The sequence below is a fragment of the Mesorhizobium sp. M0062 genome, from assembly GCF_040323125.1.
Taxonomy (GTDB): domain Bacteria; phylum Pseudomonadota; class Alphaproteobacteria; order Rhizobiales; family Rhizobiaceae; genus Mesorhizobium.
On the sequence record NZ_JAMYUO010000009.1, the window covers coordinates 41,977 to 53,930 of the forward strand.

Genomic DNA, 11,954 nt, shown 5'->3' on the forward strand with positions numbered 1-11,954 from the left:
TGTCCGTTGTCACGCATTCGAAGTTCCTCCGTTCACGCAGCGCTTCGCGGTCCCGGCTGCATCGTCGAGCTCGACCAGCGCGCGGGCCGTGCATTCGTCGGTGATCAGGCCGCTGAGATAACGGCTTTCGAGTACTGCCTTGATGGCGCGCACCTTCACCTTGCCGCCGGCGACGGCAACGATCCTGCGGCCCTTCAACTGATCGCGCGGAAGCGCCAGTATTCTTTCCGACAGCGCCGTTTCGACCGGACGCCCCTTGTCGTCGAAGAAATGCGCCAGCAATTCACCAACGCCGCCGTCACGCTTGACCTCGTCGATTTCGGAAGGCTCGATCATGCCGGTGGCGACCAGCGACGCCTCCCGCTCGGCCGTGCCTATTCCGACGAACATCAGGTCGGACCGGCTGGCGAGAGCGAACACATCGCTGATGCCGCGCTGGCCAAGCAGCACTTCGCGGTCCTCGGCGGTATTGGCGACAAAAGGCACCGGCATGACGAAAGCCTGCGCGCCGGTCCGCTCTGCCAGGCGATGCATGACGTCGTGCGGGTTGGCGGCGAATTTGCGCGTCACGCCGCCAAGCAGCGAGACGAAACGGATGTGAGCAGCAGTTGCGCGCGTCAGATATTCGACGCTGGCGGCAAGCGTGCGGCCATGGCCGACGCCGATCAGCATGTCTTCGCCGCGATCGATTTCGCGCTTCAGGAACTGGGCGCCGGCAATGCCCAGCCCCTTGAGCGGCAGTTCGTCCTGATCGAGATCGGGAACCACCTCGCAATAGTGGAGCCCATAGGCGGCGATCAGGCGCTGTTCCAGGTCGACGCATTCGGCGACGTCGCCGTCGATGAAGACCCTGACCAGACCTTCCTGGTTGGCCTTGGTGATCAGCCTATGCGCCTTGAGGCTGGTCAGGCCAAGCCGCTTGGCCACCTGGGCCTGGGTCAGACCACCGGCATAGTGCAGCCAGGCCGCGCGCGTGGCGAGGCTGGATTCATGGTCGCGGTTTGCGCTTCCGCCGGAATTCAAGCCATCCCCTCCCCAGGGTGATAATATTATCTTTGTGTGCAAAAATTTTCATACCTTTGCACCGCTGTCAATCCCTCCGCAGATGGTTGCCTCAGCCGACGTTCGGCAGCCAACGCGAGCCTATTAGAAGGTAAGCATACAATATGACCATACGGTAGTGTTAATTTAACGTCAATTTGTGTTACCGTATCCAGTGACGGCATGAGCCCGTAGGCGCCGGCAAATCCCAATCCGGGTGCAAAATGGGAAGGTTGATGCACAGGGCGCAACAAGGGCAAATCGATCGGATTGCCTCAGGAAAAGCTAGGCGTCGGCGATCAAGCGATCAGTCCAGCCGCATCAGGTTCCTGCCTTCGAGCTCGACAACAGCGGCTTCGACCTCCCGCGTGAGGCGCTCGGTGCTCCACCCCAACGCCCGCCCCGCGATCGCGGCAATCTCCTGCAGGTCGCGGCTCGTCAGCGAGCCGCCTATCGCCAACGTGCTGCGGCGCATAACGACATCGGCCAGATGTTCGACGAACTCGTTGCGCGCGATGTAGTCGATTTCCGCCTTGCCGTAGCCGTCCGAGTCCGGCAGACGACGACCCTCATCATCCGACCCGTGCCTGGCGATCTCAACGGCTCTGGTCCCGTAGCGCGACAGCAATTGGTCAAGGCGCCTTTCCCCGGCGCCTGTTGCCTGCTGTGCCTTAGCCAGCCAGTCCGCGCGCGCGGCGGCATTGGCCGGAAAATTCCTCCCGCCGCCGATCGGCATGGCTCGCGTCGTCACCTTGCGGCTGCGCTGCAGGCGCTTGAGTACCGTGTCAGCGACTTCCTCGGCAAAGCCGCGGAACGTCGTCCATTTGCCGCCGACCAGCGAAATGACTGCAAAGGGCCTGTTGCCGTCCGGCTCGGCGACCGGCGCTGAATGATCGCGGCTGATCAGCCCTGGTGTCGACGCCTCGGACGTCGGCAGCGGCCGGATGCCGCTATAGGCGTAGACGATCTGGTCGCGCTCGAACGCCATGCCCGGCAGCAGCGTTCGCACGCTGTCGAGCAGATAGTCGACTTCTTCGGGTTCGCAGCGGACCGCGTCCGGATTGTCGGCCTTGATGTCGGTCGAGCCGACCAGCGCCAGGCCGAGATAGTCGTAGACCAGGCAGATGCGGCCGTCATCGGCCTCGAAATAGAGCATGCGCCCGGCGAGGCTTTTGACCAGTTCGTCATGCCTTAACAGGATATGCGAGCCCTTGGTGCCGCCGATCATCTTCGATGGAGCACCAAGCAGCGCGTTGACGTCGTCGATCCACGGACCGGCGGCGTTCACCACCAGCTTCGGCCGCACCGAAAAGGCCGCGCCGTTTTCCGGCTGGAATGTGAGCACGCCATTGGCTGAAGCCGCCAGTGTCGTGTAGTTGGCACCGGCAGACGCCGCGTGAGCCTGCAAGCCGTCGAGGATCAGTTCCAGCACCAGCCTTTCCGGGTGACTTATCTTGGCGTCGTAGTAGGTGCCGGTGGCGACGATCGCCGGATTGAGCGCCGGCATCTCAACAAGCGCCTGCCGCCGCCCGACCATGCGGTGGCGCGGCATGACCTGGTTTCGTGAACCGTAGAAATCGTAGATCATCAAGCCGATCTTGATCAGTATGGCGCCGCGGCTGCGCGGCGCGCTGGTCGAGCCGAACAGCGTTCGCAACGCCGCGAGCATGCCCTTGCTCCACGATAAGATCGGGATGACGGTCGGCAGCGGGCTGACATAGTGCGGCGCGTTTTGAAGAAGCAGATTGCGTTCGAGCGTCGACTGCGCCACCAGCCCGAACTCGCCGGTCTCGAGATATTTCAAGCCGCCGTGGATGAGCCTCGACGGCGCGGCACTGGTGCCCGAGCCGAAATCCGCCTTTTCGACGATCAGGCAGCTGACACCTTGCGCGCACAGATCGCGAAACAGCCCAGCCCCGTTGATGCCGGCGCCAAGAATGACGACGTCGACTTCGCCGGTCCCGGCCATCGCGGCGAGACGCCCGGCGGGATTGTCCGCCCCGGCTCCATCTGCTGGGTTCATGGCGCCTTCGTCTTGACGATGCGCAACTTCACCCCCGCCCGTTCGAGGCTCTGCGCCTGCGCATCGCCCAGGCCCTCGGTCACCAGCACGGCGTCGAAACTGGTCAGATCGTCGAAGACATGCAGCGCGATCCGGTCGAATTTTGCGTGGTCGACCAAAAGGATGCGCTTCACGGAGGCGGTCATCATCGCCTGCTTGACCCGCACGACATTCGGATCCTGGATGAAAGCCGTGGTTCCGGTGACGGCCGAAGCCGAACAGATCAGCACATTGGCGCGCAACTGCGCCACGGCGTTCTCGCAGACGATGCCGATATAGGCATTGTAGGTGCCGTGATACTGGCCGCCGAGGCAGATGAAATCGATATCGTCCACATTGATCAATTGGCCCGCCGTCGAGACGCTGTTGGAAATGACGGTCAGCGGCTTGACGTCGAGCAGCAGCGTCGCGACCGCGTTTGCCGTCGATGAATCGTCCAGCATCACCACCTGGCCGGCCTCGATATAATCCAGTGCCGCCCGCGCCAGTGCATCCTTCTCGGCTCGATTGACGGTCACCCGGTAGCGGAAAGCGCTCTCGTAGAGGCCGGAAGGCTGGACCGTCACCGCACCGTGCAGCTTGCGCAGCACGCCCTGCTGCGCCAGCCGGTCGATATGCCGGTGGATGGTCATGCGCGACACGCCGAAATGCTCGACCAGATCATCGATGCGCACCTGGCCGAGCTTGATCACATAATCGGCGATCTCTTCGCGTCGTTCGTCGGCCTTGATCATGCGTTTACCCCCGCCAGCCTTTCGATATCAGGCCAATGCGACTTCAGCTGCTCGGCTATGCGGCAGTAGAGCGAAAACCGCTCATTGAACACAGCACTGGAGGCGGGCACGGTTTGGTACGTCCGCTCCGTCATGCCGACCTGCCTGGCGCCCTCTTGCGGCGTCTTGAACAAGCCGACCGCAGCACCTGCGCAAAGCGCGGCACCGAGGGCCGCGGTCTCATCCGTCGAGGTGACGGTGACCGGGGCGTTCAGCACGTTGGCAAACATCTGGACGAAAGCAGGATTGCGCGAACCGCCGCCGGTCAGGCGGATCTCGCTGACGGCAAAGCCGTCGCGCAAAGCCTCGACATGGGTGCGGTGATTGAAGGCGATGCCTTCCAGAACCGCCTTCAGCATGTCGCCGCGATTGTGCCAGCCATGCAGGCCGACAAAGCTGCCGCTGGCCAAATCGCCATAGGGAGAGCCGAACAGATAGGGATGAAACAGGATGGTCGAAGGCTTCTTCAACGCCGCGTCGATCTCTCCCGCCAGCAATTCGTGGAGCGAGCCGCCATCCGCGTTTGTCCTGTCTTGCTCCAAGCGACAGAAAGTGTCGAGAAACCAGTCGTAGTTCGCGGTCGAGGCCGGCGAGATCGACATGTTGTTCCAACGCCCCGCATCGATGGCGTTGCGGCAGAACCAACGTCGGTCGACGCGCGGTTGCGAAGAGACGACTTCGTTGATGGAATACGTGCCGGCGACGATGGCGAGCACGCCGTCTTCATGGCCGCCCATGCCAAGCGCCGAGGCGGCCACGTCGTGCAGGCCGCAGGCGACCGGTGTTCCCCTGCGAAGGCCGGTCCTTTCGGCGGCATCGGCTGTGACTTGACCGGCGATGTCAGCGGAATGCGCCACCGGCGGCAGCGCATTGAACAGATCCTCCAACCCGAAGATGCGCAGCGCTTCAGGCGCATAGGCTTGCGTGCGAAAATCCGTGAATGAAGTGCTGGCCTCCGTGCGGTCGGTCCCGATCGTGCCGGTCAGGCAAAAGCGCAGCCAGTCCTTGCAGGCCAGCACATGGCCGATGCGGCCATAGCGATCAGGATCGTTCTGCTTAAGCCACGCCAGCAGCGCCGACGGCGCCGAAACATGCGGCGTCTGGCCTGTCGTCGCCAGCGCATCGGTGAAAACGGTACCGGCGGACCACCTTTCGACAATGTCGCCGGCGCGGCTGTCGAGCGACAGGATGCCTGGTCCCAAAGGCTGACGATCATGATCGAGCAGATAGAGACCATCGCCATGCGCGGTCGCCGCCACCGCCTTGATGTCTTCCGCCGGCCTGCCGGAGAGCGCGATCGCCTCCTTGATGGCGTCGGCTGTTGCTTGCCACAGGCCTGACATGTCGCGCTCCACCCAGCGCGCGTGGGGCATCGATTGCGGCACCCGGCGACGCGCCACGGACAATTGCGTGCCGTCGGGATCGAAGATGACCGCCTTGGTGACCGTGAGGCCGTTATCGATTCCGAGCAGGCTGGGCATGATCACCGCCTCTTTCAGCAACTGGCGACTGCTACAGGGCGATCCTGCAGTCTGATGCAAGGGCGAAACACATGGCGACAACCCCGATTGAGCAAGGGGGACAAACGGCAAAAGCACCTCGCCGCAACAAAGAACTCATATCTTCATGTGAATTTAACGTCAACATACGGGACAAAAAGGCTTCGGCGCCACGGCCACGGATGGATCTCGCGGTTGCCGGAGCGACGCGTTCTCAGCTGCTAAGGCCGTCGCGGATGGCGCTGAAATAGCGGTCGGTTCCGACCTGCCCGCCCTTGAGCGCCACCTCCAGCCCATCGATCGCCTCAATACGCGAGTGAGCGACGCAAAGCGGCGAGCCCGGCGACGCCGGCAGCGGCATCCGCACCGTCAGCGCACCGACGCCCATCTGGCCGAGAGCGTGGCTCGACGTGTCGCCTCCGGCTATGACCACGCGCTGCAACTTCTGCTCGATCGTCAGCGCGCGAAGCAGTTCGCCGAGGCCCCGCCCGAGCTTGTGGCGGGCGCCTTCCTGGCGGTCGATTTCGCCCCCCCTGTCGGCCGCGGGTCCAAGGGCCGTGTAGAGAACGACGCTGCGTCCGCCTTCCAGGCTGGCGCGACCGGCTGCCGTCGCGCGTGCGATCGCATCTCCGGAAGCTTCGGAGATTAGTTCGACGGGATCGACCTCGATGCCATCGAAGCCGTCGGTCAAAGCGTGCCGGATCTGTCGTTCGGTCGTCGGCGAACAACTGCCCGAGACGACCGCGATCCGGTCGGCAGCACCCGGCGGTGAAAATTTTGGTTCAGCTCTGACGGTCCCGTTCGACACCCATTCGGCCAGCAGCGCATATTCGATCCCGGACGAGCCGACGACGAACGAACCGCCCGGCTTGCGGGCGCGCCATATCTCCTTGCCGGCAAGCGCCTGCGTCTCGCGGCTGTCGACATCGACAAGTACGATGTCGGTGCCCTCGGCGAGCAAGCGGTCGAACGCTTTCGAGCGCGACGCCGACTGCAACGTCGCGAGATCGACCAGCCCCGACGTGAGCTCCGTCTGCCGCGACAGATGGATCAGCAGGTCGGATTCATCCATCGGCGTCGTCGGGTGGCGGCTCATCACCGGATGGCGGTCGATGCGGAAATACTTGTCACGATAGGCGGCGAACAGATGTCCAAAGGCGGTGTAACGCTTGAGCTGCGGCGCCCCAACCAGCAGCGGCACGCTGTCCTGAGCGAAAACCGAGCGGCCGATCTCGATGGCGCGACCGATGCTGCCGATCGTCGGACTGGAATCGAAGGTCGAGCAGACCTTGTAGTGATAGATCGCGGCATTCAGCGTCTTCAGCCAAGCGAAGGCATCGCTCAGATGCGTGTCCATCCATTGTGGCGTCTCGCTGCGGCTGGTGCCGGCCAATCCAATGGCGCGGCAGTGGCTGAACTGCGCAAGCATGGCCGCGTCCGGCTGGCGCATGAACAGCACGGTCGGCACGCCGCCGAGTTCGAGCGCTTCCATGGCGTCGGTCGAGCCGGTGAGGTCGTCGCCATAATAGCTGAGAAGCAGGTCTTGCATTGCTTCAGGCCGCTTTGCCGTCGCCGAATTTTTCGATCGACCGCGCCAGCTCCGGATGGCTCAAGGCGAAATCCGCCAGCGGAATGCCGTCGACCGCCGCCTGCCAGGCTTGCTGCACGGCACGCACCCCGGCGCCCGGTCCATCCGGATGGCTGACGATGCCGCCGCCGCACAGATAGAGCAGATCGACCGTCCGGCCGGTCCGTTCATAGGTCTCGGGCGCCTGCCCGCCCCATTGGCCGGAGCCCGCCACAGGCAAGGCGCAATCCTCAGGCGCAAAAATCGGCGTCGTCACCGCCTTGAAGGACTCGACGAAAGACGCGTCCGGCTCCCAGTATTTCGATTGGATGCCGTTGATCTGGAACTGGTCGACGCCGAGCAGCCGCCAGAACTGTTGCCAGACCTTGAAGTCCATGCCGAGGCCGGGATGGCGGGTGAGGATGTCCCAGCCGTTGCGATGAGCGTGAAGCACCAGGCTGGAGCGTTTTCTCAAGAAGGCCAGGCCACCGAAACCGACGGAGTTGATGTTGACCACCGCGCAATTGCCGCCGGCCTTGGCCACCAGATCGTGTTTGCGCATCATCTCGTCCGGGTCGGCATGCGAGATGCCGAAGGCATACATCACCTTCTTGCCGGTCCTCTGCTCGTGGTCGAGGATCAGCGGCATGATTGCCTTTACCCGCTCCGCCAGCGGCGAATAGGCTGGGCTCATCAGCTTCTCATCGTCCTTGATGAAATCGACACCGGCGGCGATCAGCTCGCCCACCATCGCGGCGGTCTCGGGGGGCCGCAGCCCCAGCGCCGGCTTGACGATGGTGCCGATGATCGGCCGATCCGTGACACCTGTCAGCCTGCGGCTGCCGGCGACGCCGAATTGCGGACCTGGATGCGCGCCGCGGAATTGCTCCGGCAGCTTCATGTCGACAACGCGAATGCCGGTTAGGCCCTTGATCGAATAGGCGCCGCCGATGGCAATGGTCATCAGAGCCGACAGGTCGTGGCCGATGGCATCGAATGGAAAGGCGATGTCGACATCCGCGCGCTTGAACGGCCCGTTGCCGGCCTCGGGAATGGAGGGGCGAAGTGCGTCCGGCAGGTGCCGAATGGCCAGGACACGCGCGGCCACCCGGGCTTTCAGTTCCTCGGTCTCGCCGGGCAGCGCGACGAAGGTTCCAGTCGACTGGTCGCTGGCGATCTTGGCTGCCAGCGTCTCGATGCTGCCTGATGTCTCGATGCGGTAGGTGAGCGTGATCATGGTTCGTTGTCTGAGGCCGCAGGGGGTTCGAAAAGAGTTCCTAGATCGTCGGAATCTGGTATAATGAGTACATAAGCTTTGCAAGCAATATCCTGTCTGGCGGCTATGGGCGATCGGGGCGACAGCCATTCCGGGAACAGCTGCGGCAGTGCTAGATAGACACAGGTCAAGGGAGTGATTCGCGACGATGAACCGTTCGGAGCCGATCGTCCGGCGCAAACTTTCCGACGAAGTGTTTTTGCGGCTGAAGCGCCTGATCACCAGCGGAGAATTGACGCCGGGCGACGACATGCCGTCGGAGCGCGAGTTGATGGAGCGCTTCGAGGTCGGCCGTCCCGCGATCCGCGAGGCGATGCAGGCGCTGAGCAATATGGGCCTCGTCGCGATCTCGCATGGGGAACGCGCCAAGGTGCTGCAGCTGACCGCCAAGTCGATCATCAAGCAGGTCGATGGCGCAGCCAAGATCATCCTGTCGTCGTCGAAGGACACGTTGGAACACCTGAAAACGGCGCGCATCTTCTTCGAGCGCGGTATGGTCAGGGAAGCCGCCGAAAACGCCACTGCCGAGGACGTTGAGCAGCTGCGGGCCACAATTGCCGAACAGCGTGGCTTTCGTGGCGATTCCGAGGCTTTCATTTCAGCCGACATGAAGTTTCACACCCAGATCGCGGCCATTTCAGGCAACCCGATCTATATCGCCGTCAGCGAGGCGATGCTCGGTTGGCTGAAGGAATATCACACCGAAATGCTGATCTGGACCGGCAAGGAACAGTTCACGCTGACCGAGCATGAAGAGATCATCGGCCGCATTGAGAAGAAGGATGCCGACGGCGCCGAGAAGGCGATGATCAAGCACCTCGAGCGCTCGCGCGCGCTTTATGTGATGAACTCCGGCAACTGATTTCAGCCGATCCGCGTGATCGCGTAAGGGGTCATCACCAGTTGGCCTCGGCCAAACGCTGAGATGTCGACCGTCACGTCGTCCGCCGTCAGGTTCGCCAGCCACGCCACGGTCTTGCCCGAAGCGGAGCGGCCGGCCAGCGCCAGCACCTTCGTCTGATCGCTCGTCCTTGCCGCCACATACGCAAGGCCGGCCATTTCGCAAAGACCCTTGATGGCATCGAAGATCGGCCGGGGTGCGCCTTCGGCGACGGGTTCGCCGGACGCTGCGAGCACGCCGAACGGTCCGGCGAAGCCGGAGAGCGTGAGCAGTTCCAGCCCGGCCGACGCGACACGCGCGGCATAGCCGATCGCCCATGCGGCTGCGAAGAGGCCGGCATGGCGAGGGTCGCGATCGGCCATGGCGATGCGCTGTCCCTCGGGATTGGGTTTGGTCGCGCCCCCGTAGGGGTTCTGGCGCATGGCGATCGTCGACGGACCGATGCGGTAAGGCTTTGCCCCGAAGATTGCCCGCGCCGACGCGGTGATGAAGGGCAGCGCCTCCAGCGACTGCATGACGCTGAGATCGTCGGCGGCGTGCACGATCGGGCACGTGCAGTGAGTGATGAAATCGAGCAGGCCCGCCGGCACGCGCTTGCGGTTGAGCTCGGTGAAATAGCTGAACATGCCGCCGCCAAGCTTGATACCCGGAAAGGCGCGACGGGCAGCGGCATAGACGTCTTCCAGCGGCGGACAGTCCGGCCACGCGCTGCCCGGCGGCGTCGACTGCCGGTCGACCGAAGGCGAGACGGCAATGGCCGAGAGTTTTAGTCCGGCCTGCCGCACCAGGTTCGCGACGGCTGAAAGTTCAGCGTCGAGATCGCCCGCGCAGGCAACGACGCATTCGAGTGTGGTGCCGACTGGATAGGCAGCAGTGAGCCTTGCATAAGACCGCAATGCTTCGAGACCGTGGCCGCGCGTCGGATCGTAGTGGAAGACAAGTTGCTGCGGGCCGAGCTCAGTCAATGTCGAAAGGTTTGCGAGCGCTGCTTCGACCTCATCCGGGTAGATGATCACGCCGAGATCCGGCAACCTCTGCCCGGCCTCACCGAGCTCGACACGGACCGGTTCGGCGCTTGCTGCGCCAGCCGGCATCTTCCCCTCGCCGGTGATGCGCAGGCTGACCGTCTGGCTTACAGTTTGGCCGGCCGGCAGCACATAGGGCCATGGCAGCGCCAGCGGCCGCACATAGGTCTTGTATGACGCGTCCGACCAGTTACGCTGGTCCTCCATCTCCAAAGTGTCGCCCTCCATCCGGCATTCGGCAGTGATGCCCGGCCGGACCTCATGGGTGATCGCGCGCAAATCCTTGAAAGGCTGCCAGGGATCGATCAGCAGTGGCAGTTTCGTCGCCACCACGCTGCCGTCGGTATGCTCGACCGTGACCGGGCTGCCGGCGAGGCCGGCGATCGGATGCAGGACGCAAAAACCGCAGCGATTGGTCTCGAAATCGCTTTCAGGGACCGCGCTGACGTCGAACACTAGGTGACCGTTGGCGGAGCCCTTGATCGTAGCGCGAAAGTCGAGCCGGCTTCCGCCCGGCGCTAAGCAAGTTGCGGAGTAGCTGACGGAGAAGCTGTCGGCGTCCTGATCGACGGCAAGGTCCGTCAGCGCCGGTTCATAGGTGCCCCAGTCGCGGTCGCGCACGATGTAGGCGATGGCGCGCAACACTTCGATGCCACCGTAACGGATGGTGCGCAGGTTGCCGTTGACAAAGTCGGCGCTGAGCAGACCGGCATTCAGCCTGACCGGCTCCGCCTCGACGGCATGCGTACCGTAGAGGAGGAAGGCGTCGGCTGTCATGTCAGCAAGCCATCCAGGTGGACAGGTTCGTGGCTCGCGGCGCCCAGATAGGCCGCCTCGACCAGCGCGAATGTCTTGAGGTTGTCGGCGCCCGAGGTCGCCGGCTCGGTTCCCTTTGCCAGGCAGTCGACCCAGTGCTGCTGGATGGCGACGACGCTCTCCTGGATGTTGTGCCATGGGCGCGATGCCCAGGCGAGTACGGGCGGCGAAACGTCGGTGATCTTCGTGCCGCTCCTGCCGGTGACGGTGAGCCGATATCCCTGCGCCAAGCGGATCGTGCCGTCGCTGCCGTCGATCTCGATCAGCGTTTCGGGAAACGGTTCGGTGGCGAGCTTCGTCGCGTAGCTACAGTCGACCACTGACGTCGCCCCGCTCTTGTGGTCCATCAGCATCGTCGCGACATCTTCGCCCGCGATGCCGGGGTTGATGCGCGCGGTTCGCGTCGTGATCGTCGACACGTCGCCCAGTAGAAAACGGGCGATGTCGAGACTGTGGATACCGAGGTCCTCGATGATGAAGCGCTTTCCCTTGGCGAGATAGGGCTGGCCGGAAAACACGTCATAGGCAGAGCGGAAGGAGATGCGCCCGAAGAACGGCGTGCCGATCTCGCCGCTGTCGAGCACGGCACGCACCGCCTGGATCGCCGACTGCCAGCGAAAATTCTCATGCACCATCAGCGGTACGCCGGCTTCCACGCAGGCCCTCACCATCGCCTTGGCGTCGGCAAGCGTCGGCGCGAACGGCTTTTGGCAAATCACCGGCACACGGTGCAGCGCCGCCATCTCGACCAGCGGACGATGGCTGGGAACGGTGGTGGCGATATCGACGAAGTCGAGGCTTTCGCTTGCAAACATCTCTGCCGCGTCGGTGTAGCGCTTCGCAATGCCGAACTGGTCGCCGATGATGCGCAGCCGCTCCGGGTCGCGGTCGCAAATGGCGACCATCGCGGCGCCTTCAATGTCGCGCCAGGCATGCATCTGGTTGATGGCAAAGAAGCCGCAGCCGATGAGCCCTCCCCGCAACTCCGCCATGC

General features: G+C 63.6%; 9 protein-coding genes. 1 reads left to right on the forward strand and 8 read right to left on the reverse strand.

The window, feature by feature from the left end; translation table 11 throughout:
• Positions 1 to 9: 9 nt before the first annotated feature.
• From NKJ64_RS13240 to oiaX, 6 genes are all read right to left on the reverse strand, one after another.
• Positions 10 to 1,023 (reverse strand): sugar-binding transcriptional regulator, encoded by a 1,014-nt coding sequence (locus tag NKJ64_RS13240; protein ID WP_023672601.1) that lies wholly within the window; start codon positions 1,021 to 1,023, stop codon positions 10 to 12.
• A gap of 325 nt (positions 1,024 to 1,348) precedes the next feature.
• Entirely contained in the window at positions 1,349 to 3,064 is a 1,716-nt protein-coding gene (locus NKJ64_RS13245) for a glycerol-3-phosphate dehydrogenase/oxidase (protein WP_502902866.1), read from the reverse strand.
• The gene (locus tag NKJ64_RS13250; RefSeq protein ID WP_031194761.1) at positions 3,061 to 3,837 is read right to left on the reverse strand and encodes a DeoR/GlpR family DNA-binding transcription regulator; all 777 of its coding nucleotides are present in this window, start codon (positions 3,835 to 3,837) and stop codon (positions 3,061 to 3,063) included. Before NKJ64_RS13250 ends, NKJ64_RS13245 begins: the two co-directional genes overlap by 4 nt.
• Positions 3,834 to 5,357 (reverse strand): FGGY-family carbohydrate kinase, encoded by a 1,524-nt coding sequence (locus NKJ64_RS13255; protein ID WP_352462758.1) that lies wholly within the window; start codon positions 5,355 to 5,357, stop codon positions 3,834 to 3,836. The genes NKJ64_RS13250 and NKJ64_RS13255 overlap by 4 nt, the downstream gene beginning before the upstream one ends.
• Before the next feature lie 232 nt (positions 5,358 to 5,589).
• Positions 5,590 to 6,924 (reverse strand): four-carbon acid sugar kinase family protein, encoded by a 1,335-nt coding sequence (locus tag NKJ64_RS13260; protein WP_352462759.1) that lies wholly within the window; start codon positions 6,922 to 6,924, stop codon positions 5,590 to 5,592.
• 4 nt (positions 6,925 to 6,928) lie between these two features.
• Positions 6,929 to 8,179, reverse strand: a complete 1,251-nt coding sequence (oiaX, locus tag NKJ64_RS13265; protein ID WP_352462760.1) for a 3-oxo-isoapionate-4-phosphate decarboxylase OiaX — start codon at positions 8,177 to 8,179, stop codon at positions 6,929 to 6,931.
• 187 nt (positions 8,180 to 8,366) lie between these two features.
• Between oiaX and NKJ64_RS13270 the strand changes: the two genes are divergently transcribed.
• Positions 8,367 to 9,080 carry a transcriptional regulator NanR gene (locus NKJ64_RS13270; RefSeq protein ID WP_023672607.1) on the forward strand — a complete coding sequence of 238 codons (714 nt, stop codon included), beginning with the start codon at positions 8,367 to 8,369 and terminating at the stop codon, positions 9,078 to 9,080.
• Positions 9,081 to 9,082: 2 nt separating this feature from the next.
• On the opposite strand, the gene apnL is transcribed toward NKJ64_RS13270, so the two are convergent.
• On the reverse strand, positions 9,083 to 10,921 hold the full coding sequence (gene apnL, locus NKJ64_RS13275) for a D-apionate lactonase (protein WP_027050329.1): 1,839 nt from the start codon (positions 10,919 to 10,921) through the stop codon (positions 9,083 to 9,085).
• Complete coding sequence (locus tag NKJ64_RS13280; RefSeq protein ID WP_023681700.1) at positions 10,918 to 11,952, reverse strand: Gfo/Idh/MocA family protein; 1,035 nt, start codon at positions 11,950 to 11,952, stop codon at positions 10,918 to 10,920. The genes apnL and NKJ64_RS13280 overlap by 4 nt, the downstream gene beginning before the upstream one ends.
• Between the last annotated feature and the right edge of the window lie 2 nt (positions 11,953 to 11,954).

Excerpts from the sequence above, each read along its gene's own strand:
- oiaX (WP_352462760.1), bottom strand. The coding sequence starts at position 8,179 with ATGATCACGCTCACCTACCGCATCGAGACATCAGGCAGCATCGAGACG.
- NKJ64_RS13260 (WP_352462759.1), bottom strand. The coding sequence starts at position 6,924 with ATGCAAGACCTGCTTCTCAGCTATTATGGCGACGACCTCACCGGCTCG.
- NKJ64_RS13245 (WP_502902866.1), bottom strand. The coding sequence starts at position 3,064 with ATGAACCCAGCAGATGGAGCCGGGGCGGACAATCCCGCCGGGCGTCTC.
- NKJ64_RS13255 (WP_352462758.1), bottom strand. The coding sequence starts at position 5,357 with ATGCCCAGCCTGCTCGGAATCGATAACGGCCTCACGGTCACCAAGGCG.
- NKJ64_RS13250 (WP_031194761.1), bottom strand. The coding sequence starts at position 3,837 with ATGATCAAGGCCGACGAACGACGCGAAGAGATCGCCGATTATGTGATC.
- NKJ64_RS13270 (WP_023672607.1), top strand. The coding sequence starts at position 8,367 with ATGAACCGTTCGGAGCCGATCGTCCGGCGCAAACTTTCCGACGAAGTG.
- NKJ64_RS13280 (WP_023681700.1), bottom strand. The coding sequence starts at position 11,952 with ATGGCGGAGTTGCGGGGAGGGCTCATCGGCTGCGGCTTCTTTGCCATC.
- apnL (WP_027050329.1), bottom strand. The coding sequence starts at position 10,921 with ATGACAGCCGACGCCTTCCTCCTCTACGGTACGCATGCCGTCGAGGCG.